This is a genomic window from Streptomyces toyocaensis, assembly GCF_000725125.1.
GTDB classification, from domain to species: domain Bacteria; phylum Actinomycetota; class Actinomycetes; order Streptomycetales; family Streptomycetaceae; genus Streptomyces; species Streptomyces toyocaensis.
Window position 1 is genome coordinate 35,233 of the sequence record NZ_JFCB01000032.1, and the last position, 26,083, is coordinate 61,315.

Consider the following 26,083-nt stretch of genomic DNA (forward strand, 5'->3'; position numbering starts at 1 on the left):
CCCGGCGGTCACGCCACCGGCCGGGCGATGCCGCTGCCCAGCAGGTGACGGGCCTGCCTCGCGGAGTGGCCGAGGCGCAGGGCGAGGCGGGAAGCGAGATCGTACAGGCGCCGTACGGCGTCGAGGCGTTCCAGGCGCGGGGCGAGGGCCGACAGGGTGATGGCCGCGGCGACGCCGAGCCAGGCGACGGGGCCGAGCGGGGCGCAGCCGAAGAAGTGGCTGACGCCCGGCGTCTGCACCAGGGCGGCGAGCACGGCCGCGGAGCCCAGCGCCGTCACCCACACCAGCGGGCTGTGGCGGCGTCCGGAGAGGGTTTGAGCGAGTTGGGCGCCGACCACTCCGCACAGGGCCATCGTGGTGGAGCGGCGTTCCGTGCCCGGGGTGAGACGGCCGATCAGGTAGGCCGTGACCGCGCCGAGGCAGGTGGTCACGCCCCGGCGCCGGACGGACCGCAGCAGGGGTGCGCCGAGGACGTCGAGGCCCATCGGGCCGGTCGCGGCGTGCGCCGCCGACGACGGGTCGTCGCTCGGCGTCACGGCCACTGCCATGGCGGGGAACATGTCGGTCAGCAGGTTGACCAGGAGCAACTGACGGGTCGACAGCGGTGAGGAGCCGGCGAGCAGGGTGCCCAGCACGCTGAAGCCGACCTCGCCCGCATTGCCGCCGATGAGGATGCTCACCGCGTCGGCCACGCTGCGCCACAGCGCCCGCCCCTCACCGACGGCGTCCACCAGTACGGACAGGTCACCGGTGGTGAGCACGATGTCGGCGGCGTTGCGGGCGGCCGCGGAGCCGCGGGCCTCGATGCCGACGCCCACGTCGGCGGCGCGGATGGCCGCGGCGTCGTTGGCGCCGTCGCCCGCCATCGCCACCACCCGGCCGGCCTGCTGCAGCGCCTCGACGACATGGAGTTTCTGTTCGGGTGCGACCCGGGCGACGACTCCGGCGCCGTGCAGCGCGCGGACCCGGTCGGTGCGGCCCATGGCGACGAGTTCGTCCCCGGTGACCACGTGGGTGTCCTCCGGCCAGCCCAGTTGCAGGGCGATGGCCCGGGCGGTCTCCGGGTGGTCGCCGGTGAGCATCACGGGCAGGATGCCGGCCCGGCGCAGCTGCACGAGCAGTTCCTGCGAGGTCTCGCGCGGAACGTCCGCCAGGGCGATCAGCCCGGCGAACTCCAGGTCGTCGAGACCGGCCTCGAGTTCGGCGTCCGTGTCGGGTCCCCGGCACGGACGCCGGGCGACGGCGAGGACGCGCAGCCCCTGTCCCGCCAGGGTGTGGGCCGTCCCGGCCGCCTCGTCGGGGAGGTCCCGGCAGGCGGGGAGCACCGTCTCCGGGGCGCCCTTGACGACGAGGAGCGGCCCGGCGTCCGTGCCGCCCTCCCGGCCGACCGCGGCCGCGTAGCCGCGGCTGGCCTCGAAGGCCAGCTCGCCCTCGGCGGTCCAGGAGTCGTCCGGCACTGCGGCGTCGAGCACCGCCTCGTCGGTGGCGTGCGCGATCCGGCGGCCCTCGGCGGTCTCCTCCTGCGGACAGGCGCGCGCGGCCAGCCGCACGACCCGTACGGCGTCGGGGGCGCCCGGGGAGAGGACGGTGCCGTCGGCGGTGGCCACCCGGACCAGGCGCAGCCGGTTCTCGGTCAGGGTGCCGGTCTTGTCGAAGCAGACGGTGTCGACCCGGCCGAGCGCCTCCAGGGTGCGCGGGGTGCGGACCAGCACGCCGCGCCGGGACAGCCGGCGGGCGGCCGCCATCTGGGCGACGGTCGCGACCAGCGGCAGGCCCTCCGGGACGGCGGCGACGGCCACGGCGACACCGCCGCTGACGGCCCGTCGTACCGGGCTGCCGCGCAGCAGGGACAGGCCGGTCACCAGAGCACCGCCGGTGAGGGTGACGGGCAGGGCCTTGCGGGTCAGTTCCTGCAGCCGTGCCTGGACGCCGGCGGGCGGCGGGGTGCGGGCGGCCAGGGCGACGGCGCGGCCGGCCTCGGTGCGGTCGCCGGTGTCCACCACGAGCGCCTCGGCCCGGCCGGCCACGACCGTGGTGCCCTCGAAGACCATGCAGGTCCGCCGGGCGACCGGCGCGCCCGGGGTCGGGTCCAGGGCCTTGGTCACGGGCAGCGACTCGCCGGTGAGCGACGACTCGTCGACCTCCAGGCCGTCCGCCTCCAGCAGACGCGCGTCCGCCGGTACGACGTCCCCGGCGCCCAGGCCGATCCGGTCCCCCGGCCGCAGCCGGGCGGCGTCGACGGTCACCATGCGGTCCCGGGCGACCTGACGGCGCGCCTTGGGCTGCTGGCGGGCGGCGAGCCGGGAGAGTGCCCGCTCGGCGCGCAGCCGCTGGAGGCCGCCCGCCACCGCGTTGATGTCCATGGCGCCGACGACGAGCAGCGCGTCCACGAGCGAGCCGAGCAGCGCCGAGGCGACCGCCCCGGTGGCCAGGACCGGGGTGAGCGGGTCGTCGAGTTCACGGCGCACGGCGCCGGCCGCCTGCCAGGTCCAGCGCGCGGGGGCGAGCGCGCGCACACCGGCGAGGCGGGCCGCCCGCTGCCGGGTCCGGACGGTGAGCGGGGCCGGTCCCTCCGGCGCCGCCTCGGTGCGGGTGGCGCGCAGCACTTCGCGCGCCTGGTGCGCCTCCAGGGCGTGCCAGGGCACGTGCAGCCGGGGTTCGGGCGGCGTGGCGCGCGCCACGCGTACGGCCTCGGTCCAGCCGGTGAGCAGGGCGGCCGCGGCGGCGACGTTCACCGGGGCGTGCCGGGTGAGACGCTGCCACAGACGGCCGCCCGGGGTGCCACCGCGCGCCACCATGAGTCCCGACAGGGCGGCGCCCGCCCGGGCCAGCGTCTGGGAACGACGGCCGACCTGGCGGGCCGCCGGGATCGCCGTGAGCAGCCGCCAGACGTCCCCGAGTCCGCCCGGGGCGAGGGCGTCGACGCCCCAGACGACCGCCGAACGCGCGTCGGTGAGGGCGATCGCCACGTCGCCGGCGGGCAGCCCGTCCGCCACGTCGTCGTCCCCGTGCGCGGCCACGCGGGCGACGCTCACCACGATGTGCCCGTCGTTCTGCAGCGCCCGTACGACGTCGCCGAACGGCAGGCCGGCGGGAGCGACCTCGTCGGCGAGCCGCGTGATGTCCTTGAGGTCGGAGCCGCCGGTGACGACGACGTGCAGGCCCGCCCGGCGGGCCGCGTCGAGGACGGCCTCGGCGCAGGGGTCGACGGGGTCGTCGAACACCCGGGGAGCGCCGTCGGCGGGCGGCGCGTGGCCGCGCAGGGCGTCGGCGTGCAGGACGAGGGAGTCGGCGATCTCCAGTTGCCACAGGCGTTCGCCGCTGCGCACGAGGATGCCGGACCGGGCGAGATGGGTGCCGAGGAGCGCGTCGAAGGCGGCGGGTCCGTAACGCGCGGCCTTGGGGGACCCGGCCAGGACCGCTTCTGCCGCCTCCGCGGCGTCGTGCGTGACGAGCAGGGTGGCGGCGGCTCCCGCCACGCTGCCGGTGCCGGCGTGGGCGGCGTACGCCTGGGCGGGCGTCACCCGCAGGGGCGGGCGGACGCCGACGGGCCGGGGAATGCTGGTGCGTTCCTCGAGGCAGACGTCGTCGTGCAGGGCCTCGAAGGCCGCGGCCCTGGCCGCCGCCTCGGTCAGCTGGCCGGTGCGCACCAGCCCGTCGAGCACCAGGGCCACCGGGGACTGTCCGGCACCGTGCGCGGCGGCGTTGGCGGCGGCGAGGAGGAGTTCCATGCCGCTGCGGCCGAACCGACGCCGCAGCAGGGCGCGGAAGCGGGGGTTCTCCCGCAGCAGGGTCACGCCGGCCGTGACCGCCTTGGGACTGCGGGGCAGGCGCAGCGACCGGCCCGCCAGGGCACCGGCCGCGCCGGTGGCGTCCAGCAGCAGCGCGGCGGCGGCGGTCCGCACCTCGCGGGGGTCGCCGGGGTGCGCCGTCCCGTTCGCCTCCCCGGGGCCCGCGTCCTCGGTCAGTCCCAGGCGGGCGGCGAGCGCGACGGCGTGCTCGGTCACGCGGTCGCCCGCCGCGTCCGTCACGGCGGTCACCACGAGGCGGGACAGGCCCTCGTCCCAGTACGCGGTCAGCACGTCCGGGTGGTCGAGCAGTTCCGCCGCGACCCTGCGGGCGAGCGGGGCGACGTCGCCGTCCGGGTGCCGCAGGGCCAGGTGGACGCGGTGTCCGGCCCGCCAGTGCCGCCCGCCGCCGAGGGCGTTGCGGGCCACGTGGCCGAGGCGGCGCGTCGTGTCGTGGACGGACGTCATGCCCTGCGCGGTGCCACGGGCGGCGCCGGCGGCGGCTCCCGCGACGGCACCGGCGAGAGGGGCGACGTCGAAGCGTGTGAGCATCCGGTGATCCCGTGGTCCCGGCTCAGCGGGCGGGCCGGTCGTGGCGCGACTGCGCGGGGGCGGCGGGCGAGCCATGGTGCGAGGTGGCCTCGGCCACGTGCTTGAGGCCCTCGGCGGTGGCGGTGTCGCCCACCTTCGCGGGCTGTTCGTGCACGGCGCGTTCCTCCCGGCCGTCGCGGTGGCGGGAGGGGGCGAGCCGGTCGCCGGGACCCGCGGGCGCGGCGGCGACGTCGCGGCCGCCGGGCGTGCGGGTGGCCTCGGGCGTGTCCGGCCGGTCGTCCGCGCCGTCCTGCGACGGCGTCCGCGGCCCGCCGTCCGGCCGGTCCGTGGGGCGCGGACGGGTGAGCCAGGCGACGGCCGCGCCGGTCAGCGCCACCGGCCACTCGACGACACCGGCCACCCCGAGCACCCCCGCTCCGGCGTAGACGGCCATCCGGCGCCCGCGCGGGGACACCGCGCCGATCGCGTCCAGGGTGCCGCCGGCCACCCTGCCCACCTGCTCCGCGCCGGGCAGGTGCCGCAGTCCCGAGGCGACCGCCCGCAGGGGCTGCGGAAGATCCGACGTACGAGACGTGTCCTGGTCCATGCCGACCTCCACGAGCGGGACCCTCAGGGGGCACCCATTGGTTTCCCTGCCTTTGCCCCATATTCGGTCGATACCGTCCGGAGCGCTTTTCCAGTACGCCCGAGCCGGTTCCCCCCGGGGTTCGGCGGCACGGCCGCCGAACCACCCGTGCCCTCGCACCGCGTCCGTGTCGGAACGGGCACGCCGGGTACTAGGTGCAGGCACACAGGGGCCGTCCCGGACGGGAGCGGCGGACACAGCGGCCGTACGGACCGTCCGGCCGCCGAAGGGAGTGGTCATGACGGAGAACGGCGAGGACGCCACGCTCGTGCGGCGCCCGGCACCCCCGGACCTCCGTCTGGCCTCGGACGCCCTGGCCGGGGCGTCACCGCCGGCGGTGGGACGCGAGGCGGGGCCCCAGGCGGAGGACGCCGAACCCGACCTCCCCCGCGACCGCAATCAGGCCATCCTGGAGGCCGCCAAGCAGGTCGGCGCGGTGCTGAAGCGGGGCGGGCACCCCTTCGCACTGGCCGGCAGCGTCGCCGTGCGGGCCCACGGCGGAAGCGGCAACCTCCAGCACGACGTCGACTTCTGCGTCCGCCCCGAGGACGCCGAGGCCGTGGCCGCCACGCTGGCGGAGGCCGGGATGACCGTCTACACCCCGCCGGAGGACTGGCTGATCAAGGCCACGTGCTTCGGCCAGGACGTGGACATCATCTTCGAGCTGGCGCACCGGCCGGTCTCCTCCGGGATGCTCGACCGGGCGGAGGAACTGCCGGTGGAGTCGGTGCGCATGCCCGTGCTGGCACCCACCGATCTGCTCACCGCCCTGCTGGCCGCGTTCTCCGAGCACCATTGCGACTTCGGGGCGGTCCTGCCCATCGCCCGCGCTCTGCGCGAGAAGGTCGACTGGGACCGCGTGCGGCGCGACTGCGGGGACGAGCCCATGCCCGCCGCCTTCCTCTTCCTCCTGGAACGCCTGAACGTCATCTGAACGTCCGCGGAAGGAACGCTCATGAGCACCCACGACGCCGGACCCGCGGCGGGTACATCCGCCGCGCGGAGCCCGGAGTACCGCGTCGCCCACCTCCAGGACCGGCTCGCCTCCGGCCACCTCGGCGAACTCGGCGTGCGGACCGAGGTCCGCGGCGAGACCGTGCTGGTCCACGGGACGGTTCCCTCGGCCCGCTGCCGCGAGGACGTGCTGAGCACGGTGCGCGAGGAGCTCGCGGGGCTCGAGGTGCACTGCGACATCGTGGTCAGCGAACCCTCGTCCCCCGACCACGCGGAGGAGCTGTCATGATCCGGATCGCCGCCGTCGGGGACATCCACCTGAGTCCCGAGACCCGGGGCGTGCTCCGTCCCGCGTTCGACACCCTGCCCGCGTGCGCCGACCTCCTGCTGCTGGCCGGGGACCTCACCCGGCACGGCACGCCCGAGGAGGCCCGGGTGGTGGCCGACGAAATCCGGGGCCTCGGTGTCCCCGTGGTCGCCGTACTCGGCAACCACGACCACCACGACGACCGGCAGGACGAGGTCACGGCCGTCCTGCGGGAGGCCGGAGCCGAGGTCCTGGAAGGGGAGTCCACGGTCGTGCGGGTGGGGGACGCGCGGGTCGGGGTGGCGGGCACCAAGGGCTTCGGCGGGGGGTTCGTCGGGGCCAGTGCCGGGGAGTTCGGCGAGCCGGTGATGAAGGAGTTCGTCCGCGTCTCCCGCCGGTGCGCCGACGGTCTGCGGGCCTCGCTGGAGAAGCTCGCCCAGGAGGACTGCGACGTCCGGATCGCCCTCACCCACTACTCCCCCGTGCCGGAGACCCTGGCCGGGGAGCCGCTGGAGATCTATCCGTTCCTGGGCAGCTATCTGCTGGCCGAGGCGATCGACACGGCCGGCGCGGACCTCGCCGTGCACGGGCACGCGCACGCCGGCACCGAGCACGGCATGACCACGGGCGGGGTCAAGGTGCGCAATGTCGCCCAGCCGGTCATCGGCCGCGCGTTCCACGTCTACCACCTGCCGGTCCCCGAGCGCGTCGGCGCCGCCACGGAGGCGACGACCACCTGAGCCGCCCCACCCCCAGCGCCGCCGGTACGCACCGGCGGCGCTCTTGTGCCGCCCCGGAGGAGGAGCGCGTTCCGCCTCCCGGGTGAACACCCCGCACCGCAGACCCGTTTCGTTCATTTCGTCTGCTCGGCATGCGCGCTCCACGCCCCGTGACTCCCCGGACGGCGCCGCCGGGCCGTCTCGGACCATCGTCCGCACTCGCCTCCTCCCCCCCCCCGACGCACGACGCCGAACTGCGCGCCGGCGCACGGCACCTGGCCCGCCGTCGCTTCCTGACCGTCGCCGGCGGCGGGGACGGGGCGGAGCACCCGGCCAACGGGGACACCTGCATGCGGGCCGACTCGCACCTGAGGTTCTACGACGGCCGGCGCGGCCACGTGCGCGTCGAACCGGGCCGGGAGAACGCCCGCGCCGATTTCCGGACCGTCCCGGCCGTGACGACTCCGGGCTCGCCCGTGTCCACGGCCGCCTCCTTCGTCACGGAGGCCGGCTCCCCCGGCCCGGCACCCGTCTGACCCGTCCGGGTGGCCGCCGTCGCACGCCCGTACTGCACATGGCGTCCATGGGTCTCTCCAAAGCGCTAACGCCGGCGTGTCCTGACATCGTGTCGGGCGCGCCGGGAAAGGACTGAGTCTCCTCGGCAGCAGCTTCGCCGCCCCGAACGAAGGAGACGTACCGAATGGTCCCCAGTCATGTCCGGGCCGTGCGCCGGTCGGCCGTCACGGCACTCGGCGCCCTCGTCCTCGCCGGACTCCCCTCCGCCGCGGCGGCCGACCCCACACCCGCGGCGGGGCCGGCGCCCAGCGCGGCGCAGACCCTCGGCGCCGACCGGCCGTCGCCCCAACTGCTCGGCGCCCTCCAGCGCGACCTGGGCCTGAACCCGGAGCAGGCCTCGCAGCGGCTGGTCAACGAGGCGGAGGCGGGCACCCGCGCCGGCCGGCTGCGCAACGCCCTGGGCGAGCGGTTCGCCGGTGCCTGGGTGCGGGGCGACACCTCGGCGGAGCTCATGGTGGCGACCACCGACGCGGGGGACGTGGCGGCGATCGAGGCCCAGGGAGCCACGGCGGCGGTGGTCGAGCGGACGCTGGCCGAACTGGAGGGGGCCAAGGCGAAGCTGGACGCGGCGGCCACCCGCGTGCAGACCCTCGACACACCCGTCTGGTACGTGGACGTGGCGGAGAACCGGATCATGGTGCAGGCGACCAGCCAGGCGGCCGGAGCGGCCTTCGTGATGGCCGCGGGCCTCGAGGGCGAGGACATCGGCGTTCGCGTGACGGAGGAACGGCCGCGGCTGCTCCAGGACATCACCGGTGGTGACGCCTTCTACATCAACGACTCCGCGCGCTGTTCCGTCGGCTTCTCCGTCACCAAGGGCGACCAGGCGGGTTTCGCCACCGCCGGTCACTGCGGCAGGCGGGGCGCGACCACGACCGGGTACGACCGCACCGCGCAGGGCACCTTCCAGGCGTCCACGTTCCCCGGCAGGGACATGGCGTGGGTGGCCACCAACGACCAGTGGGCGCCCACGCCCGGCGTGAAGGCGCAGGACGGCCAGGAGGTGCAGGTCACGGGTTCGGCCCAGGCGCTGGTCGGGGCGTCGGTGTGCCGCTCCGGCTCGACCACCGGGTGGCACTGCGGGACCATCGAGCAGCACGACACGAGCGTCCGTTACCCCGAGGGCACGGTGGACGGGCTGACCCGGACGACGGTGTGCGCGGAGCCCGGGGACTCCGGCGGACCGTACGTCACGGGCGCGCAGGCGCAGGGTGTCACCTCCGGCGGCTCCGGCGACTGCACCTCCGGCGGCACGACCTTCTACCAGCCGGTGAACCCGATCCTGGGCGACTTCGGCCTCACCCTGACCACCGCGGCCGCGCAGACCACGCCGGACCAGCAGGAGGGCGGCGTGCAGGCGTGGACGGCGGGCCGGGTGTACGAGACCGGGACGACGGTGACCCGCGACGGTGTGACGTACCAGTGCCTGCAGACCCACCAGGCGCAGGGGGCGTGGGCGCCCGCCGGCACGCCGGCGCTGTGGCAGCGGCTGTGAACGGTGCGGCGCCGGTGCCGGGCCGGAATCCCGGAGGGCGACGTGCCGGGGTAGTGCGGCGGTTCGGGAGCGGTACCGCCTAACCGGCGGCCGGGCGTATCCCCGCGAGGAGAACGCCACTGTGCGGACGCGTGGGGACGCGGTTCAGCGGGATCGTCAGATTCTGCTCCGGCACGGAGTACTCCATTCGGGCGAGCCGCCCCGCGAGCGCCTCCAGTACGCCGACGGTGATGCCCTCGCCGGGGCAGCGATGGCCCGTGGCCGGGTCGCCGCCCCCCTGCGGTATCAGTTCGTCGCGCTCCACGGGCCGTTCCAGGAAGCGCCGCGGGCGGAAGGCGTACGGATCGCCCCACAGCGACTCGTCGTGGTTCTGCCCGTAGACGTCGAGCACCACCAGTCCCCCGGCCGGGATCCACTCGCCCCGCCAGTACAGGTCGCGGACGGCCAGGCCGCCGAGGAAGGGCACGAACGGGTAGAAGCGGCGCACCTCGTGCGTGAAGGCGGCGGTGAACGGGAGGTCCCCGTCCGCCAGGGGCGCCCGGTGCTCGGGCCAACGGTGCAACGCGTGCGCGGCGAAGGCGACGAACCAGGCGACGGCGGTCGTCGGGCGGACCACGTTGAGCAGTTCCACCGCGGCCGTCTTCTCGTCGAGCTGCTCGCCGTCCGCGTCGCGGTGACGGCACACCAGGTCGAGCACCGAGCCGGCGGGCGCGGTGACCTCGCCGGAGCGCACGTCGCGCACCAGCCGGCCCAGCCGGTCCTCCTGCCGCGCACGGGCGCGCCGGGCGCGCAGGTGACGCGGTCCGGCGGTGGCGAAGCCGTCGACCATGGCGATCATGTCGCGGGCCGTCGCCGCGGCGTCGGCGTCGTCCAGCGGTATCCCGGCCCACCGGTGCACGCCGGTGGCGAGCACCGTGCCCGCCTCGTCGAACAGCACGACGGAACCGCGCCGGCCCCATGCCGGTACGGCCTCGTCCCAGGCCGCGGTGACGTGGTCGACGAGACCCGCGACACGGCCGGGCTCGAGCAGCGGCAGGAACAGGGACTTGCGGGCGCGGTGGGCGGCGCCGTCGAGGGTGTGCACGGCCTCGTGGCCGAACAGGGTGGCGAGTACGGGTTCGGGGATCGCGCGGTGCCGGTGCACGTTCTCCTCGTCGTAGAAGAACCGCACCGCCTCGGGCCCGCGCAGGGCCAGTGCGGGGCGGCCCATGATCCGGGTGCGGACCACGGGTCCCGTGGCGTCGCGCATCCGGTTGGGCAGCCAGGCGTAACCCTCGGCCAGCAGGGGCAGGGTGCGGTCGATCAAGGGGCGACTGAGTACGTCCATGACCGCCGGGTGCCCGGCCGGCTCCCCGGGACACTCCGGCAGCGGCGAGGACACCCGTACGGGTGTGGCGAAGGCCGTGCGCCACGGGAGGCACGCGTCGCACCGGGTGGGGAGGGCGGGCCGCCGGCGTTCCGTGCGGTCACCTCGCCCCGACGGTTCGGACGGCCCGGCGGTGCACGCACCTCTCTCCCCGGGCCACCGCACAGTGGCTGACCCGTTACTTCCCCGCGTACGGCGGGCCGCCGGCCTCCACGCTGTGCGAGGCCCGGGCACGGCAGGCGGTGACGGCCACGGCCCTGCTCCGCCACCCGACGGCGACGGACGCGGCGCCGGTCCCCGCCGGCGGGTCCTGGCGGTTCGGCGCGGCTCGACCGGATCACCGGCGCGGACACGGGCGAGGACGCCAGGGACCAGGCCTGGCGCACCTGGGTCGACGAGGTCGTGGCCGGCTGGGCGGCCTGCCTGCTCGCCGACCCGGAGCCGGCCGCACTCGCGGTGCGCTCCCTCGGGGACACGCCGGCCGGGTTCCGCCGTCTTCTCGCGTCCGACGGGATCGCCCGTCCGTCGCGCCGCGGCCTGCTGCGCCACCCGGACCTGCTCTCCCCGGTGGCCGCTCTCCACGACGCGTCCCTCTCTGGCCGCCTCGGGCCGGACGCCACCCTCGTGGCCCGACCGCCGGCCGCCGGGAGCGCACCCGGGCGGGCACCGGACGGGCTCACTGCCGCGCTTCGTCACGTTCCGTGGTTCACCGGTTCGCAGTAGGCGACCGTGCCACCGGGGGAACGGCGGCTCAGGCTGATCGAGAGGTCGACGGTCTCGGTCCGGGTGCCGGACGCACCGCGTCGGCCCGGACACCGGCGTCTCCGACGGAGGGCTGAACGACATGACCACCGCCATATCCCGCCCCTGGGAGCACGTCGTCGTCACCGGCGGCGCCGGATTCGTCGGCTCCCACCTGTGCACCGCCCTGCTGGACACGGGCGCCGCCGTCACCTGCGTGGACGACCTCAGCACCGGCCGCCCGGAGAACGTCACGCCGTTGCTGGAACGGCCCGGATTCACCCTGGTGCGGGCCAACGTGGCCGAGGAACTGCCGGTCGACCGGCGGCCCGACCTGGTCCTGCACTTCGCGTCCCCGGCCTCCCCGGCCGACTACCTGCGGCTCCCGCTGCACACCATGGAGACCGGCAGCCTCGGCACCCGCAACGCCCTGCGGCTCGCCCAGGATTCGGAGGCCCGCTTCGTCCTGGCCTCGACCTCGGAGGTCTACGGCGACCCGCGCCAGAACCCCCAGGACGAGCGCTACTGGGGCAACGTCAACCCGGTCGGCCCGCGCAGCGTCTACGACGAGGCCAAGCGCTTCGGTGAGGCGCTGACCACCGCCCACGCGGAGACCCACGGCACCGACACCTGCATCGTGCGGCTGTTCAACACCTACGGCCCGCGGATGCGCGGCCACGACGGCCGCGCCGTGCCGACCTTCGTCCGGCAGGCCCTGGCCGGCGAACCCCTCACCGTGACCGGTGACGGCCACCAGACCCGCTCGCTGTGCTACGTCGACGACACGGTGGCCGGCGTCCTGGCGGCGGCCGCCCACGGCATGCGCGGGCCCGTCAACATCGGCAACCCCGCTGAGATCACCATGCTGGAGCTGGCCCGGCTCGTCGTCCGGCTGAGCGGGTCCGCGTCCGAGATCCGCTACATCGAGCGCCCGGTGGACGATCCGGCCGTGCGCTGCCCCGACATCACGCTGGCCCGCGACAAGCTCGGCTGGGAGCCGCGGGTGGACGCCGAGGAGGGGCTGCGCCGCACGCTCGCCTGGTTCCGGGCCGAAGCGGGTCACTGAACCCGGCCGCTCCCGCCCAGGACACGCGGCCCGCAGGCCGCCCCCATCCGCGAAAGGCCGCCCGCCATGCGCATCCTCGGAATCAACGCCCTCTTCCACGATCCCGCCGCCGCCCTGCTGATCGACGGGCGGACCGTCGCCGCCGCGGAGGAGGAGCGGTTCTCCCGGCGCAAGCACGGCAAGCGACCGCTGCCCTTCTCCGCCTGGGAGCTGCCCGAGAAGGCCGCCGCCTGGTGCCTGAAGCGCGCCGGACTGCGCCCCCAGGACCTCGACGCGGTCGCCTATTCCTTCGACCCCGCGCTCGCCCGCCCCGCCGACGCGATGGGCCTGGACGACCCGTGGGACCACCTGCGGCTCACCTATGCGCGGGAGGCACCCGGCTTCCTGCGGACCGCGCTGCCGGGCCTGGACCCCGCCCTCGTCCGCTTCGTACCGCACCACATGGCGCACGCCGCCTCCGGTGCCTTCGCCGCGCCGGACGCGGGCGACAGCTCCGTGCTCGTGCTGGACGGCCGAGGCGAACGCGCCTCGCACCTCGCCGCCCGCCGGGTGGGCGACCGGCTCGACTCCCTGCGCGCGCAGGACCTGCCGCACTCGCTCGGTCTGGTCTACGAGGAGCTCACCGAGCACCTCGGCTTCCTTCGGTCCTCCGACGAGTTCAAGGTGATGGCCCTGGCCTCCCACGGCACACCGCGCATGCTGGCGGAACTGCGCCGCCACGTCCATCCCACGGGCGACGGCGGCTTCCACGCCACGGGAGTGCCCTGGCACGAGCTCTGCGCGCCGCGCGGCCCCGACGAACCGTGGACGCGGGACCACGCCGACGTCGCCGCCAGCGCGCAGGCCGTGCTGGAGGAGACGCTGCTGGACCTGGTGCGCTGGCTGCACGGCCGCACCCACGACTCGGTGCTCACCCTCGCCGGTGGCGTCGCCCTGAACTGCGTCGCCAACTCCCGTATCGCCCGCGAGGGCCCGTTCTCCCGGGTGTGGGTGCAGCCGGCGGCCGGTGACGCGGGGACCGCCCTGGGCGGCGCCCTGCTGCTGTCCGCCGGGGCCGGCGACGAGCCGGAGCCCATGACCGGCGCCGACCTCGGCCGGGACTGGTCCGACGCGGAGCTGGGGGCCTGGCTGAAGACGGCCGGCGTGCCCTTCGAGCGGCCGTCCGACATCGCCGCCACCGTGGCCCGGGCACTGGCCGACAACGGCATCGTCGCCTGGTTCCAGGGCCGCAGCGAGTACGGTCCCCGGGCGCTCGGCCACCGCTCGCTGCTGGCCCATCCGGGGCACGCGGGCAATCTGGAGCGGCTCAACGACGTCAAGGGACGAGAGCAGTTCCGGCCGGTCGCGCCGATGGTGCTCGCCGACCGGGCCGCCGACGTCTTCGACGGGCCGCTGCCCAGCCCGTACATGCTGTTCGTGCACGACGTGGCCCCCGCCTGGCGGGACCGCATCCCCGCCGTGGTGCACGTCGACGGCACCGCCCGCATCCAGACCGTCGATCCGGCGCGTGAGCCCCTGGTGGCGCGGATGCTGGGCGAGTTCGAGCGGCTGACCGGGCTGCCCGTGGTCGTCAACACCAGCCTCAACACGGCGGGCCGTCCCATGGTGGACGATCCGCGCGACGCCCTGGAGTGCTTCGGCTCCTCCCCCGTCGACCTGCTGGCCATCGGCCCGTACGCGGTCCGGCGCGGCGACTTCTTCCGCTCCACGGACGAGGGCGGGGTGCTGCGATGACCGGGTCACCCGCACCGGGCGGCGCGTACGCCGTGGTGGTGCCGACACTGGGCCGGCCCTGCCTGGGCCGGTGTCTGCAGGCGCTGGCCGACGCGGATGGGCCGGGCCCCGCCCGGGTCGTGGTGGTCGACGACCGCCGGGACCCCTCCGGCGCCCCGCTGACCGCCGCCGTCCCGCCGTCGCTGCGCTCGCGCACCCTCGTGGTGCCCGGCGGGGCACGGGGGCCGGCCGCCGCCCGCAACACCGGCTGGCGGGCCGCCGGGGACGTGCCGTGGATCGTGTTCCTCGACGACGACGTGGTCCCCGGCCCGACCTGGGCCGACGACCTGGCCCTCGACCTCGCCGGGGCGAGTGTCGCGACCGCCGGGATCACCGCCCGGATCGAGGTGCCGCTGCCCGCCGACCGCCGGCCCACCGACTGGGAGCGCAACACCGCCGGTCTCGCCCGCGCCCGCTGGATCACCGCCGACATGGTGTACCGCCGTCGTGCGCTGGAGGCCACCGGCGGCTTCGACGAGCGGTTCCGCCGGGCCTTCAGGGAGGACGCCGACCTGGCGCTGCGGGTGCTCGACGCCGGCTGGACGCTGGCCGAGGGCCGCCGCACCACCGCCCATCCGGTGCGGCGGTCCGGGCGCTGGGTCTCCGTGCGGCTCCAGGCGGGCAACGCCGACGACGTGCTGATGTCCCGGCTGCACGGTCGGGACTGGTGGCAGCGGGCCGGGGCCCCGCGGGGGCGCCTGCCCGGTCATCTGGCGGTGACCGCGGCGGGCCTGGCGTCCGTGGCCTGCGTGCTGTCCGGCCGGCCGCGGGCCGCGGCTGCCTGCCTCGGTGGATGGCTGGCCGGGACCACCGAATTCGCGCTCGCCCGGATCCTCCCGGGGCCGCGCACCCGGGACGAGATCGTGACCATGGTCCTCACCAGCGCGGTCGTCCCGCCGGCCGCGGCCTTCCACTGGCTGCGGGGCCACTTCGCGCACCGCGCGGCACCGCCCCGCCCCCAGCCGCCCGGTGCCGCCGCGCCCGCGTACCCGCCGGCGGCCGGCGAGCGGATGCCGTCATGACCCGCCCGCCGCCGGAGCAGGGGGAGCGGACCGGCCGAGGAGCCGCCGTATGAACATTCTGCTGTGGCACGTACACGGTTCCTGGACGACGGCGTTCGTCCAGGGCCCCCACACCTACGTCGTCCCCGTCACCCCCGGCCGTGATCCGGACGGCCTCGGCCGTGCCCGGACCTTCTCGTGGCCCGTGTCGGTGCGCGAGGCCACGCCCGCGGAACTCCGGGAGACGCCGTTCGACCTGGTCGTCCTGCAGCGGCCGCACGAGCTCGGGCTCGCCGAACGCTGGCTCGGCGGCCGCCGTCCCGGCCGGGACGTGCCGGCCGTGTATCTGGAGCACAACGCACCGGACGGCGACGTGCCGGACACCCATCATCCGTTCGCCGACCGGGCCGATCTGACGATCGTGCACGTCACTCACTTCAACCGGTTGTTCTGGGACTGCGGCACCACCCGCACCGAGGTGATCGAGCACGGCATCGTCGACCCGGGCCACCGGTACACGGGCCGGCTGGACCGGGCCGCCGTCGTCGTCAACGAACCGCTGCGACGCGGCCGGTACACCGGTACGGACCTGCTGCCCGCCCTCGCGGGGGCGGTGCCGCTGGACGTGTTCGGCATGGGCACCGGCGGCCTGGCCGGTCACCTGGGGCTGCCGCCGGAGCGGTGCCGCACCGCCGACCTGCCGCAGCGCGAACTGCACGCGGCCATGGCCGACCGCCGGATGTACCTGCACCCGGTGCGCTGGACCTCCCTCGGGCTGTCCCTGCTGGAGGCGATGCACCTGGGCATGCCGGTCCTGGCGCTGGCCACCACCGAGGTGGTGGAGGCGGTGCCGCACGGTTCGGGCACCGTGTCCAATCGGCCCGACGTCCTCGCCCGGGCCGCCCGCCGTTATCTGGCCGACCCCGCGGCGGCCGCGGCGGACGGGGCCCGTGCCCGGCAGGCCGCCCTCGAACGCTACGGGCTCAAGCGGTTTTTGGACGACTGGGAACGCCTGATCACGGAGGTGCGCTCATGACCCCGGCCCCCGGCCCGCCCGCCGGCGACGGACTCGCCCCGGGCGTGCTGTCCATCGCGCTGGTCTCGGAGCACGCCAGCCCCCTCGCCACGCTCGGCGGCGTGGACGCCGGCGGGCAGAACGTCCATGTGGCCGCCCTGGCGGGGGCGCTCGCCGACCGCGGCCACCGCGTCGTCGTGCACACCCGCCGCGACGCGCCCGACCTGCCCGACCGGGTGGCCCTGCGCGACGGCGTCGAGGTGCACCACGTACCGGCGGGCCCCCCGGAGCCGGTTCCCAAGGACCGGCTGCTGCCGTACATGGAGGAGTTCGGGCAGCACCTGGCCCGTCGGTGGCGTGCGCGCACCCCGGACGTGGTGCACTCGCACTTCTGGATGTCGGGGCTGGCCTCGCTGCGGGCGGCCCGGGAGCTGGGGCTGCCACTGCTGCACACGTACCACGCGCTCGGCACGGTGAAGCGGCGGCACCAGGGGCTCGCCGACACCAGCCCGCCGGAGCGGATCGCCTGCGAGATCGAGGTGGGGCTGGGCTGCGACCGGGTCGTCGCCACCTGCCGGGACGAGGTCGCCGAGCTGGCCCGGATGGGCGTGCCGGCGTACCGCGTCGGCGTCGTGCCGTGCGGTGTGGACACCGACCGGTTCACGCCGGCGGGACCGGTCGCGCCGCGCGGACCGCTCCGTCACCGGCTGGTGCAGCTGGGCCGGCTGGTGCCGCGCAAGGGCGCCGCCGTCTCGGTGGCGGCGCTGGCCCGGCTGCCGGGAACCGAGCTCCTGGTGGTCGGCGGGCCGCCTCGGGACCGTCTCGACGACGATCCGGAGGTGCGGCGGCTGCGCGGTGTCGCACGGGACGCCGGGGTCGCCGACCGGGTCCGCTTCACCGGCGGGGTGGACCCCTCCGGGGTTCCCGCGCTCCTGCGCTCCGCCGACGTGGTGCTGTGCCCCGCCGACTACGAGCCGTTCGGGATCGTCCCGCTGGAGGCCATGGCCTGCGGCCGTCCGGTGGTGGCCAGCGCGGTCGGCGGTCAGCTCGACACCGTCGCGGATCCGGGCACGGGCCGGCTGGTGCCGCCCGGCGACCCGGACGCGCTGGCCGGGGCCGTGGCCGCGCTGCTCGCCGACCCGGCGGCCCGGGAGGCCTGCGCGGTGGCGGGCCGCCGACGGGTACTCAGCCGCTACGGCTGGCCGCGGATCGCCGCGGCCACCGAGGCGGCGTACTGCGAGGTCCTCGACGCGGAGCCCGCCGCGACCGGAACCGGCTGACGGTCCGGCCGCCGTGGCCGACGACGTCCGACGTTGGAAGGAGGTGCGGGTCCCGCCGCCGTCCTCACCGAGGCGGTGCGCCCGAACAGCCATGACCGAACACCCCGCGCTCGACGCCGCGCATCTGCACTGCCGGTCGCTCCAGGAGGCCCTCGACGGCCTCCGCCGGGACGGCCTGCCCCGGATCGCCGACTGGGGCGGCCGGCTCGCCGCCCATCTCACCGACGGAGGACGGCTGCTGGCCGCCGGCAACGGGGGCAGCGCCGCGCAGGCCCAGCATCTGACCGCCGAGCTGGTCGGACGGTACCGCCAGGAGCGGCGTGCCTACTCGGCCCTCGCGCTGCACGCCGAGACCTCCAGCGTCACGGCCATCGGCAACGACTACGGCTTCGACCACGTGTACGCCCGCCAGGTGACCGCCCACGGACGTCCCGGCGACGTCCTGCTGCTGCTCTCCACGTCGGGGCGCAGCGCCAATCTGATCGCGGCGGCGGTGGCGGCCCGGCGGGCCGCGCTGCGGGTCTGGGCCCTCACCGGGCCCGGCCCCAACCCGCTGGCGGAGGCGTCCCACGAGGCGCTGTGCGTGGACGCGGGCAGCACGGCCACCGTCCAGGAGGCCCATCTCGTCGCCGTCCACCTGCTCTGCGAGTCCTTCGACGCCGCCGTGTCCACGCCGTTCGCGCGGCGCGCGACGACCGTCCCCGGGAGGATGTCATGACCGGTCCCGAGCCCGTCGTGGTCGTGGGGGACGTGCTGCTGGACGAGGACATCGAGGGGGTCGCCACCCGGCTGTCCCCGGACGCCCCCGCCCCGGTCGTCGATGTCACCGGTGACCGCCGGCATCCGGGCGGGGCGGGGCTCGCCGCCGCGCTCGCCGCCCGGGGCGGCCGGGACGTCGTCCTGGTGACCGCACTCGGGGACGATCCGGCGAGCGAGGCGGTCCGCAGGGACCTCGACGGCCGGGTACGGCTGCTGGAACTGCCGCTGCACGGGACGCTGCCGGTGAAGACGAGGGTGCTGGCGGGCGGACGGCCCGTGGTACGCATCGACCGGGGCGGCGGGACCCCCGGCGAGCCGGACGACGCGGTACGCGAGGTGCTCGCCGGGGCGCACGCCGTGCTCGTGGCCGACTACGGACGGCACACCGCCGGGGCGGTGCGCACGCATCTGGAGGACGTGGCACGGCGTACGCCCCTGGTGTGGGACCCGCATCCCCAGGGCGACGCGCCGGTGCCCGGGGCGCGCGTCGTCACGCCCAACGCGGCCGAGGCGGTCGCCCTGTGCGCCGACGGGCCGGGGCCGTCGGGGGCATCGCTGGGTGCCTTCGCCGAGCGGGGGGCGGAACTGGCGGAGCGCTGGCGGGCGGCGGGCGTCGCCGTGACGCTCGGCGACCGCGGGGTTCTGCTCACCCGGCCGGGAGGCGGGACGCCGATGCTGATCCCGGCGCCGTTCCGGGCCGACGGGGATCCGTGCGGCGCGGGGGACTGCTTCGCCGCGGCGACCGTGGCGGCGCTGGCCGACGGTCTGCTGCCCGAGGAGGCGCTGCAGCGGGCGGTGGCCGCCGCCGCGGCGTTCGTCGCGGCGGGCGGGGCGGGCAACCCCGACCTGTGGCACACGCCGGCCGTTCCCGGACCCGCGCGCCATCCCGCGGCCGACGCGTTCGAGGTGGCGGAGAGCGTGCGGGCGCGCGGCGGGACGGTGGTCGCCACGGGCGGCTGCTTCGACCTGGTGCACGCCGGTCACGTCGGACTGCTGGAGAGCGCGCGGCGGATCGGTGACTGTCTGATCGTGTGCCTCAACTCCGACGCGTCCGTGACCCGGCGCAAGGGCCCCGGCCGGCCGCTCAATCCCGCGACGGACCGGGCGAGGGTGCTGGCGGCACTGGGGAGTGTGGACGCGGTGGTGGTCTTCGAGGAGGACACGCCGGAGGCGGTGCTGGGGCGGTTGCGGCCGGACGTGTGGGTGAAGGGCGGCGACTACTCCGTGCAGGATCTGCCGGAGGCGGAGGTGCTGCGCGGCTGGGGCGGGCAGGCGGTGGTGCTGCCGTACCTGGACGGGCGGTCCACCACCCTGCTGGCGCGGCGGGCGGCGGATGCGGCTTCGGTCACCTTGCGGTCCGCGGAGGGGTGAGGGGGCGGGGGCGATGCGGTGTTCGCCCCCCGCCGCCCCTTCCCGTCCCGTCTTCGGGGGCTTCGCCCCCGGACCCCTTTCGGCCCTGGACGGGCGTCGTCCTCGAACGCCGGACGGGCCGGGGGTGCCGACGGTGCTCGGGCCCGGAGGGAGATCAGGCTGCCGTCTGCAGGGCCGGGCGGGGGGCGTCCTTCCGGGTCAGACGGAGGAGGGCGGGCGGGCGGCGGGTGCGGAGGAGGTGGCCTGCCGCGATCGATCCGGCGATGACGAGGCCGCCGGTGACCAGGGCACCGCGCGGGCCCGCCAGTTCCATGAGGAGGCCGAGGGCCGGCGGCCCGCCCAGGCTCCACACGGTGCCGATGCTGCCCCAGACGCCGAGCACGCGTCCCCGCAGGTGGGCGGGCGGGTCGGTCTGCAGCACGGCCGTTCCGGCGGTGTCGGAGACGGACTCGACGACGGCCATGGGCAGGACCAGCACCAGCAGCACCGCGAGCGACGGTGACATCCCCGCCGCCACCTGCAGCAGCGCGCCCGTCGCCGCGAGGGCGCCGACCAGCCGCACGGACGGCCGACGCAGCCGCGCGCCGAGCACCGCGCCGAGGATCCCGCCGACGGCGAGGACGGTGGACACCGTGCCGAACGCGCTCGCGCCCCCCGCCAGCGGCCCGGTGACCAGGACCGCGAGAGTGAGGCCGTAGTTGCGGCCGAGGACGGCACTGACGCCGGTGACTCCGGCGAGTGCCACCAGCCGGGGCCGGCGGGCGAAGAAGGCGAGCCCTTCGCGGACGGTCAGGTCGGCCCGCGGGCGCCCGCCCTTCCCGGCGACGTGCCGGACCGCACCCGCCGCCGGGCGCAGGAACGGGATGACCGCGGTCACGAAGAGGAAGGAGAACCCGTTGGCGAAGTAGGCCGCGGCGGTACCGAGGAACCCGACCGTCACCCCGGCGAGCGCGGCGCCCGCGAGCCGGCCCGCGTTGAAGACCAGCGCGCCCACTCCGATCGCGGAGGGGACGTCCTGCGCCGGCACGAGATCGTTGCCCAGCAGGGCGCAGGCCGGGTTGTCGACGGTGGCGACGATGCCGGTGACGGCGGCAAGCGCCATCAGGGATGTCATGTCCAGCCGGTCCAGCGCCACCAGGACGGCCGTGGTGAACGCGATCGCGGACAGCAGGGCCTGGCTGACGGCCGCCGTCAGCCTCCGCGGCCAGCGGTCGACCGCCGCGCCACCGAGGACGCTCATCAGCAGCGCCGGCGCGGCCTGCACCGACATCGACAGACCCGTGGCGGCGGCGGACCCGGTGATCTGCAGGACCAGCAGGTTCTGCACCGTGAGCTGCATCCATGTACCGGCGTTCGACACGAAGTTGGCGACGGACCACCAGCGCATGCTGCGGTGCCGCAGGGATCGCCAGGGGGAGCGGGACACGGCCGGGGCAGGGGTGGGCGAGGAAGACACGGTGCGCTACTCGGGGACGGGCCGGGGGGCCCGGCGGAAGGAGGCGCGGGAAGCGGACCGCCGGCTGCGCCGCGCGGCGGCCCCCGTCACCGGAACTGGGCGCGGACCATCGTGGCAGAAGGGAACGCCGGGTCGGTCCCGGGCGGCCGGGCACCGGACGGCCGGGTGGGTCAAGTGTGCCGAGGTGCCGGGGATTTGGGTCAGTGAGTGGGGTTGATCACAGCGGCCGGGACGAGCACCGGAGGCGACCGGGGACGGATGAGGGCCCGTCGCCGCGGCGACGGGCCCTCATCCGTGGTCTCAGCCGAGCTTGCCGCGTCCGCTCAGCGCGTCGCGGAGCCGGTCGACCATGCCGGCGCCCGGTGCCAGCAGCTTGTTCGCGGGGGGCTTGTCCGGGGCGGCGGGGTGCGGCCGGGTCGGGGCCGTCTTCTTCGCCTGCCGGACCTTGTCACCGAGCTGGCCGAGCTGTTCCGGGGTGCAGGCGGCACGCAACCGCGGGAAGAGGTTCTGCTCCTCGTCGGCGATGTGCTCACGGATCTCGCTCATCAGCATCCCGATGAGCCGGTCGAACTCGGCGTCGCCCGCGTCGCAGCCCTCCAGATCCTTCATGGTCTGCTCGGCCGTGGCGTGGTCCTCGAGCTCCTGGTCGGCCAGGGCGTCGCCGTCCGGCAGGTGCTCCCGTGCGGCCGGGTAGAGGTAGGCCTCCTCGGCGACGGAGTGCCGGACCAGCTCGATCGTGGCCTGGTCCGCGTACACCTTGCGCTCCTTGTGGCCGGGCGGCAGCGCATCGATCTTGCCGAAGAGTTCCTCGACTTCCCGGTGGTCGGTCATCAGTTCGTCGATGACGTCGCCTCCGTGTCCCATGTCCTTCACCTCCGGTTGGTGGTGGCACCCGGCCGGGTCCACTCCGCCCCCGGGTCCCCGCACCGCCGGGGTGCTACACGCGGCCGGTGCGTCAGCGGGACAACGTGGCCCGGACACGCCCGGCCAGGGCCGCGGGACCGGCACCGGCCCGGACGGAGTGGCGCACCAGGTGGGCGTCGCGCCGCAGGTCGTGGGCGGCGTGCCGGCTCCGCCACAGCAGCGACGGGGCGGAGCCGGTGTCGTCGGCGGCGATCAGCAGACCGCCGAGCATGGAGAGGTTCTTGAGGAAGTGGATGCGCTGCTGGGTCTTCTGGTCGGGGTCCTCCTCCTCCCAGAACCGGTGCGCGGCCAGGGTGGTGGGCACCAGCGTGACGGCGATGGCGAGCGCGGCCGGGCGTGACAGGCGGCCGGTGGCCAGCAGCAGCCCGCCCACGAGCTGGACGGCGCCGCTGAGGCGTACGGCGTCCTCGGTGCGGTCCGGCAGCACCGGGACCCGTTCGGTGACGGGCTGGACGACCGGCTCGGCGATCGGTGCGACGTTCTGCGGGCGGCGCCAGGAATCCAGCCCGCCCGTGACGAACATCGACGCCAGCATCGGCCGGCCGAGGACACGCAACAGACTCATGGACTACTCCTGTGTGTCGGTGGTGCGGATTCGCCGGGTTCCCCCGGGAGCGGGGGCCATTCGACGTGCCGTCACCAGAACCGGGTGGTGAGGGCGGGCTGGTGGACCGCCTCGACGGCGTCGCGCAGGCACAGTGCGACGGCGATGGTGGCCCGCAGGACCGACGGACGTACGCTCTGGGCCGTCTCCGTGGCCAGGACCAGCAGGCAGCCCGCGGCCTGTTCCACCACGGTGACCGGGAGGGTGTAGTCGCTGTCGGCGGCGGCGCGGAACGCCTTGAGCGGGATTCCGGCTCCGTCGACCGTACGCCGGGCGGCCTGCTCCAGGTGCTGTACGGCCTGTTCGCAGAGCGACGCGGGCAGGGTGAGGGTGCGCTGGAACGATGGGCTCGTCATGATCCCAGTGGTCCCCCGGCGCGGCTCCGTTCGATCGGCCGGCGCCGGAATTTCACCGTCCTGCGCGAGCGTTCGGCGGGTGCGGCCGGCGTGCCCGTACCCTGGGCGTCCCGCGTCGCCCCGATGAGGAGTCCGCCCATGATCCTCCCTCCCGGTCCGGCCGCCCGGGACGGTGACGGGCCGGGGGCCGTGGCGGCCCGGCTCACCGGGCGGGCGGTCACCGGACTGCGCACCCTGTCCGGCTCGCTCGCCGAGGCCGTGCTGGACGACGGCCGTGTCGTGGTCGTCAAGCGGACCACTGACGCGGAGGCCGCCCGCGCGGAGGCCGCGGGGCTGCGCTGGCTGGCCGGGGCCGGGACGGTGCGGGTCCCGGCGGTGCACGGTCACCACGAGGGGTGGCTGGTCCTCGACCGGGTGACGCGCGGCCGGCCCTCGCGGGAGGCGGCCGTCGGGTTCGGCCGGGACCTGGCGGGCCTGCACGCGGCCGGGGCTCCGGCGTTCGGTGCACCGCCGCCGGGCGGTCCGGTGGAGGCGTACATCGGGGCGGCCCCGATGCGCAACGTCACCGGCGACGACTGGCCCGGCTGGTACGCAGGGCACCGGGTCCTGCCCTATCTGCGCCGGGCGGTCGACGCCGGCGCCGTCCGCCCGGCCGAGGCGCGCCTCGTCGAGCGGGTCTGTGAGCGGCTGGAAGAGCTCTCCGGGCCGGCCGAGCCGCCCGCGCGGCTCCACGGCGATCTGTGGAACGGCAACGTGCTGTGGGGCGCCGACGGAGGTGTACGGCTGATCGATCCGGCGGCCCACGGCGGGCACCGGGAGACCGATCTGGCGATGCTCGCCCTGTTCGGCTGTCCCCACGGGGAGGCGGTGCTGGACGGCTACCGGGAGGTGGCGCCGCTCGCCGACGGATGGGAAACGCGCGTCGGCGTGCACCAGCTGTTCCCGCTGCTGGTGCACGCCGTGCTGTTCGGCCGCGGCTACGCCGAGCGGGCGCTCGCGGTGGCGCGGGCGGCCGCTGCCGGATGAGGGCTCAACGGGTCACCACGTGCCGTTCGTCGGGGACGCAGTGGGTCATGGTGAGCCCCTCCACGTCACGCGGCGGGTTGTCGCCGAGACTGGCGAGCCGTTTGCGGTCCTCCTCGGTCAGGTCCTGGCCGGCGAGGGGCTCCAGGTGGGCGACGTCCTCCGGCATGATCCCAAGGCCCTCGCCGACCCTGCGGCCGAGGTCGTTCTCGACCAGCAGGAAGTGCCACACCATGCGCTCCTGGACGGCGCGGTCGCACTGGGAGATCAGGTCGACGAAGTTCTTCACCAGGTCGTCGCGCTCCCAGTCCTCCAGGAGCAGGTAGCGCTGGCCGGCCTGCATGTAGTCGTTGGTGCGTTCGATGCGCTTGCGGGTGAGCCGGCCGCGGATCTCCGGGCCCTGGTCGTCGTGCGTCGGGTACTGGGCCTCCCGCAGACCGCCGGTGATCGACGGCTCGTAGTTCACGTGCGGGTTCTCTCCGGCGCCGTCGACGACGTATGTCATCTGTCCGTCGCGCTGGTTGGTGCGCACGTCCGCGTGCTTGGCCTGATTGACCGGCAGCTGGAGGTAGTTGGGGCCGACCCGGTACCGCTGGGTGTCGCTGTAGGAGAAGGTGCGGCCGACGAGCATCTTGTCGTCGGAGAAGTCCAGGCCGTCGACGAGGACGCCGGTGCCGAAGGAGATCTGCTCGTTCTCCGCGAAGAAGTTCTCCGGCATCCGGTTCAGCACCATGCGGCCCACCGGCTTCGGCGGGAAGTCCTGTTCGGGCCAGGTCTTGGTGTCGTCCAGCGGGTCGAAGTCCAGCTCCGGGTGGTCGTGGTCGTCCATCATCTGGACGAGCAGTTCCCACTCCGGGTACTCGCCCCGCTCCACCGCCTCGTAGAGGTCCTTGGTGGCGTGGCCGAGCCCCTGGGCCTGGACGTTCGCCGCGTCCTCCTCGGTCATGCTGCGGACGCCCTGCTTGGGCATCCAGTGGTACTTGACCAGCTTGGTCCCGCCCTCGGCATTGACCCACTTGTAGGTGTTCACGCCGAAGCCCTGCATGTGGCGGTAGTCCGCCGGGATGCCGCGCGGGCTGAACAGGTTGACCAGCATGTGCATGGACTCGGGGGTCTGCGACATGAAGTCGAAGATGCGGCGCGGCTGCTGTTCGAAGGTGACCGGGTCGGGCTTGAGGGCGTGGATGACGTCCGGGAACTTGATCGCGTCCCGGATGAAGAAGACGCCCAGGTTGTTGCCGACCAGGTCCCAGTTGCCGTCCTCGGTGTAGAACTTCACGGCGAAGCCGCGGGGGTCGCGGGCGGCCTCGGAGGAGTCGCGGCCGCCGATGACGGTGGAGAAGCGGACGGCGAGGTCCGTGCGCTTGCCCTGCTCCTGGAAGAGCTTGGCGCGGGTGTAGCGGGAGACCGGCTCGTCGCCCCACTTCCCGTACGCCTCGAAGTAGCCGTAGGCGGTGACGCCGCGGGCATGCACGACGCGTTCGGGGATGCGCTCCCGGTCGAAGTGGCTGATCTTCTCCAGGAACTGGTAGTTCTCCAGCGTGGCAGGGCCACGGGCACCGATGGTGCGCTGGTTCTGGTTGTCGTGGACGGGGTGGCCCTGGCGGTTGGTGAGTACCTCGCGGTCGTCGCCCGGAGCGGGGCCCCGGCTCGAAACGTCCGTCATGATCGTGGGCTCCTTGCGCTGCTCGTCGTCCCCCCGGTCACGTGCGTACGTCGGTCATGCTGCCCCGCATCGGCGCGCGCGGCGACTCGGGGCGGCCGGACGCGCCGGTGTCCGGGGGGGGGACCGGCGCGTCCGGTGGTACGCGCCCGGGCGCCGCTGGGAACAGCGCACGGTCCGGTCACCGCGCCGTGCGTGGTGACCGGACCTGCGCGACAGTGCGGTCAGCCGCCGTCCAGGCGTGCGCGCAACAGCCCCTTGCCCAGCTCCGCGCCCTTGCGGCTGTCCGCCTGGGCCTTGCGGAACAGGTCGGCGACCTCGGTGTCCTTGGCCCGCTCAGCGTCCTGGATGTAGCTCTCCAGGCGCAGCGCGTTGCTCAGGCACGCCTCGACGTACCAGATCAGGTTGTAGTCCTTGTCCTGCGTGCCGGTGACGCCGCCGGTCTCCGTCTCACTGGTCATCCGGGTCTCCTCCTCGCAGTGCTCGTTCGCCGCCCGCCGGACCGTGACGCCGGAGGCGGGCCTTCACAGCGGCGGACGGGTACCCGCCGGCCGCGGGGCCACACAGCGACGAAGGGGCGGAGCGCGACCGGTCCCCCGTTCCGGTCGTGCCCCGCCCGGCACGAAACTACGGGGAGGAGGACCGGCCTGTGTATCGCACCGATGCCCG

At 75.4% G+C, this 26,083-nt stretch carries 21 protein-coding genes and 2 pseudogenes; 14 read left to right on the plus strand and 9 right to left on the minus strand.

The genetic code is table 11. The annotated features are described in order from the left end of the window. Positions 1–8: 8 nt before the first annotated feature. Both BU52_RS27085 and BU52_RS35805 read right to left on the minus strand, forming a co-directional pair. Complete coding sequence (locus BU52_RS27085; RefSeq protein ID WP_037939145.1) at positions 9–4,340, minus strand: cation-translocating P-type ATPase; 4,332 nt, start codon at positions 4,338–4,340, stop codon at positions 9–11. Between the two features lie 22 nt (positions 4,341–4,362). Next, positions 4,363–4,926: a hypothetical protein gene (locus tag BU52_RS35805; RefSeq protein WP_051858631.1), complete on the minus strand. Its 564-nt coding sequence runs from the start codon at positions 4,924–4,926 to the stop codon at positions 4,363–4,365. Between the two features lie 277 nt (positions 4,927–5,203). On the opposite strand from BU52_RS35805, the gene BU52_RS27095 reads away from it, so the two are divergent. From BU52_RS27095 to BU52_RS27115, 5 genes and pseudogenes are all read left to right on the plus strand, one after another. Next, positions 5,204–5,899 (plus strand): nucleotidyltransferase family protein, encoded by a 696-nt coding sequence (locus BU52_RS27095; protein ID WP_037939146.1) that lies wholly within the window; start codon positions 5,204–5,206, stop codon positions 5,897–5,899. A gap of 21 nt (positions 5,900–5,920) precedes the next feature. Further along, positions 5,921–6,208, plus strand: coding sequence for a hypothetical protein (locus BU52_RS27100; RefSeq protein ID WP_037939147.1), 288 nt, complete (start codon positions 5,921–5,923; stop codon positions 6,206–6,208). Next, positions 6,205–6,966: a metallophosphoesterase family protein gene (locus tag BU52_RS27105; RefSeq protein WP_037939148.1), complete on the plus strand. Its 762-nt coding sequence runs from the start codon at positions 6,205–6,207 to the stop codon at positions 6,964–6,966. Before BU52_RS27100 ends, BU52_RS27105 begins: the two co-directional genes overlap by 4 nt. Positions 6,967–7,241: 275 nt before the next feature. Then, positions 7,242–7,481 (plus strand): annotated as a pseudogene (locus BU52_RS27110) (alkaline phosphatase D family protein); the annotation flags it as partial. Between the two features lie 164 nt (positions 7,482–7,645). Further along, entirely contained in the window at positions 7,646–9,016 is a 1,371-nt protein-coding gene (locus BU52_RS27115; protein ID WP_037939153.1) for a trypsin-like serine protease, read from the plus strand. A gap of 79 nt (positions 9,017–9,095) precedes the next feature. Here BU52_RS27115 and BU52_RS27120 read toward each other — a convergent pair whose 3' ends face one another. Then, positions 9,096–10,343, minus strand: coding sequence for a cytochrome P450 (locus tag BU52_RS27120; RefSeq protein ID WP_037939155.1), 1,248 nt, complete (start codon positions 10,341–10,343; stop codon positions 9,096–9,098). Between the two features lie 209 nt (positions 10,344–10,552). On the opposite strand from BU52_RS27120, the pseudogene BU52_RS34140 reads away from it, so the two are divergent. The 8 genes and pseudogenes from BU52_RS34140 to rfaE2 all read left to right on the plus strand — a co-directional run. Continuing rightward, positions 10,553–11,012, plus strand: a pseudogene (locus tag BU52_RS34140) (hypothetical protein); the annotation flags it as partial. Between the two features lie 214 nt (positions 11,013–11,226). Next, a complete protein-coding gene (locus BU52_RS27130; RefSeq protein ID WP_037939157.1) occupies positions 11,227–12,189 on the plus strand; it encodes an NAD-dependent epimerase/dehydratase family protein in 963 nt (320 codons plus the stop codon). A gap of 66 nt (positions 12,190–12,255) precedes the next feature. Then, positions 12,256–13,923 (plus strand): carbamoyltransferase family protein, encoded by a 1,668-nt coding sequence (locus tag BU52_RS27135; RefSeq protein WP_037939167.1) that lies wholly within the window; start codon positions 12,256–12,258, stop codon positions 13,921–13,923. Next, positions 13,920–14,984 carry a glycosyltransferase family 2 protein gene (locus tag BU52_RS27140; protein ID WP_037939169.1) on the plus strand — a complete coding sequence of 355 codons (1,065 nt, stop codon included), beginning with the start codon at positions 13,920–13,922 and terminating at the stop codon, positions 14,982–14,984. The genes BU52_RS27135 and BU52_RS27140 overlap by 4 nt, the downstream gene beginning before the upstream one ends. 49 nt (positions 14,985–15,033) lie before the next feature. Beyond that, complete coding sequence (locus tag BU52_RS27145) at positions 15,034–15,999, plus strand: glycosyltransferase (protein WP_037939171.1); 966 nt, start codon at positions 15,034–15,036, stop codon at positions 15,997–15,999. Further along, the gene (locus BU52_RS27150) at positions 15,996–17,258 is read left to right on the plus strand and encodes a glycosyltransferase (protein WP_051858627.1); all 1,263 of its coding nucleotides are present in this window, start codon (positions 15,996–15,998) and stop codon (positions 17,256–17,258) included. The genes BU52_RS27145 and BU52_RS27150 overlap by 4 nt, the downstream gene beginning before the upstream one ends. 91 nt (positions 17,259–17,349) lie before the next feature. Beyond that, positions 17,350–17,976 (plus strand): D-sedoheptulose-7-phosphate isomerase, encoded by a 627-nt coding sequence (locus tag BU52_RS27155; RefSeq protein WP_037939172.1) that lies wholly within the window; start codon positions 17,350–17,352, stop codon positions 17,974–17,976. Then, on the plus strand, positions 17,973–19,388 hold the full coding sequence (gene rfaE2 / locus BU52_RS27160; RefSeq protein ID WP_037939174.1) for a D-glycero-beta-D-manno-heptose 1-phosphate adenylyltransferase: 1,416 nt from the start codon (positions 17,973–17,975) through the stop codon (positions 19,386–19,388). The genes BU52_RS27155 and rfaE2 overlap by 4 nt, the downstream gene beginning before the upstream one ends. Positions 19,389–19,542: 154 nt before the next feature. Here rfaE2 and BU52_RS27165 read toward each other — a convergent pair whose 3' ends face one another. From BU52_RS27165 to BU52_RS27180, 4 genes are all read right to left on the minus strand, one after another. Continuing rightward, complete coding sequence (locus tag BU52_RS27165; protein WP_037939175.1) at positions 19,543–20,775, minus strand: MFS transporter; 1,233 nt, start codon at positions 20,773–20,775, stop codon at positions 19,543–19,545. A 369-nt stretch (positions 20,776–21,144) separates the two neighbouring features. Next, complete coding sequence (locus BU52_RS27170) at positions 21,145–21,708, minus strand: hemerythrin domain-containing protein (RefSeq protein ID WP_037939272.1); 564 nt, start codon at positions 21,706–21,708, stop codon at positions 21,145–21,147. Positions 21,709–21,799: 91 nt separating this feature from the next. Then, positions 21,800–22,333 (minus strand): DoxX family protein, encoded by a 534-nt coding sequence (locus tag BU52_RS27175; RefSeq protein WP_037939177.1) that lies wholly within the window; start codon positions 22,331–22,333, stop codon positions 21,800–21,802. Positions 22,334–22,404: 71 nt separating this feature from the next. Then, positions 22,405–22,728, minus strand: a complete 324-nt coding sequence (locus BU52_RS27180; RefSeq protein WP_037939179.1) for a hypothetical protein — start codon at positions 22,726–22,728, stop codon at positions 22,405–22,407. A 138-nt stretch (positions 22,729–22,866) separates the two neighbouring features. Here BU52_RS27180 and BU52_RS27185 point away from each other — a divergent pair, with 138 nt between their 5' ends. Beyond that, positions 22,867–23,754 (plus strand): fructosamine kinase family protein, encoded by an 888-nt coding sequence (locus BU52_RS27185; protein ID WP_037939183.1) that lies wholly within the window; start codon positions 22,867–22,869, stop codon positions 23,752–23,754. Between the two features lie 4 nt (positions 23,755–23,758). Here the strand turns inward: BU52_RS27185 and BU52_RS27190 are convergent, their stop codons facing one another. Next, positions 23,759–25,417, minus strand: a complete 1,659-nt coding sequence (locus BU52_RS27190; RefSeq protein WP_037939185.1) for a catalase — start codon at positions 25,415–25,417, stop codon at positions 23,759–23,761. Positions 25,418–25,638: 221 nt separating this feature from the next. Further along, complete coding sequence (locus BU52_RS27195; protein WP_037939187.1) at positions 25,639–25,875, minus strand: hypothetical protein; 237 nt, start codon at positions 25,873–25,875, stop codon at positions 25,639–25,641. Between the last annotated feature and the right edge of the window lie 208 nt (positions 25,876–26,083).

Excerpts from the sequence above, each read along its gene's own strand:
- BU52_RS27175 (WP_037939177.1), bottom strand. The coding sequence starts at position 22,333 with ATGAGTCTGTTGCGTGTCCTCGGCCGGCCGATGCTGGCGTCGATGTTC.
- BU52_RS27170 (WP_037939272.1), bottom strand. The coding sequence starts at position 21,708 with ATGGGACACGGAGGCGACGTCATCGACGAACTGATGACCGACCACCGG.
- rfaE2 (WP_037939174.1), top strand. The coding sequence starts at position 17,973 with ATGACCGGTCCCGAGCCCGTCGTGGTCGTGGGGGACGTGCTGCTGGAC.
- BU52_RS27095 (WP_037939146.1), top strand. The coding sequence starts at position 5,204 with ATGACGGAGAACGGCGAGGACGCCACGCTCGTGCGGCGCCCGGCACCC.
- BU52_RS27130 (WP_037939157.1), top strand. The coding sequence starts at position 11,227 with ATGACCACCGCCATATCCCGCCCCTGGGAGCACGTCGTCGTCACCGGC.
- BU52_RS27165 (WP_037939175.1), bottom strand. The coding sequence starts at position 20,775 with ATGCGCTGGTGGTCCGTCGCCAACTTCGTGTCGAACGCCGGTACATGG.
- BU52_RS27145 (WP_037939171.1), top strand. The coding sequence starts at position 15,034 with ATGAACATTCTGCTGTGGCACGTACACGGTTCCTGGACGACGGCGTTC.
- BU52_RS27105 (WP_037939148.1), top strand. The coding sequence starts at position 6,205 with ATGATCCGGATCGCCGCCGTCGGGGACATCCACCTGAGTCCCGAGACC.
- BU52_RS35805 (WP_051858631.1), bottom strand. The coding sequence starts at position 4,926 with ATGGACCAGGACACGTCTCGTACGTCGGATCTTCCGCAGCCCCTGCGG.
- BU52_RS27120 (WP_037939155.1), bottom strand. The coding sequence starts at position 10,343 with ATGGACGTACTCAGTCGCCCCTTGATCGACCGCACCCTGCCCCTGCTG.
- BU52_RS27140 (WP_037939169.1), top strand. The coding sequence starts at position 13,920 with ATGACCGGGTCACCCGCACCGGGCGGCGCGTACGCCGTGGTGGTGCCG.
- BU52_RS27115 (WP_037939153.1), top strand. The coding sequence starts at position 7,646 with ATGGTCCCCAGTCATGTCCGGGCCGTGCGCCGGTCGGCCGTCACGGCA.
- BU52_RS27150 (WP_051858627.1), top strand. The coding sequence starts at position 15,996 with ATGACCCCGGCCCCCGGCCCGCCCGCCGGCGACGGACTCGCCCCGGGC.
- BU52_RS27190 (WP_037939185.1), bottom strand. The coding sequence starts at position 25,417 with ATGACGGACGTTTCGAGCCGGGGCCCCGCTCCGGGCGACGACCGCGAG.
- BU52_RS27195 (WP_037939187.1), bottom strand. The coding sequence starts at position 25,875 with ATGACCAGTGAGACGGAGACCGGCGGCGTCACCGGCACGCAGGACAAG.
- BU52_RS27100 (WP_037939147.1), top strand. The coding sequence starts at position 5,921 with ATGAGCACCCACGACGCCGGACCCGCGGCGGGTACATCCGCCGCGCGG.
- BU52_RS27135 (WP_037939167.1), top strand. The coding sequence starts at position 12,256 with ATGCGCATCCTCGGAATCAACGCCCTCTTCCACGATCCCGCCGCCGCC.
- BU52_RS27085 (WP_037939145.1), bottom strand. The coding sequence starts at position 4,340 with ATGCTCACACGCTTCGACGTCGCCCCTCTCGCCGGTGCCGTCGCGGGA.
- BU52_RS27185 (WP_037939183.1), top strand. The coding sequence starts at position 22,867 with ATGATCCTCCCTCCCGGTCCGGCCGCCCGGGACGGTGACGGGCCGGGG.
- BU52_RS27180 (WP_037939179.1), bottom strand. The coding sequence starts at position 22,728 with ATGACGAGCCCATCGTTCCAGCGCACCCTCACCCTGCCCGCGTCGCTC.
- BU52_RS27155 (WP_037939172.1), top strand. The coding sequence starts at position 17,350 with ATGACCGAACACCCCGCGCTCGACGCCGCGCATCTGCACTGCCGGTCG.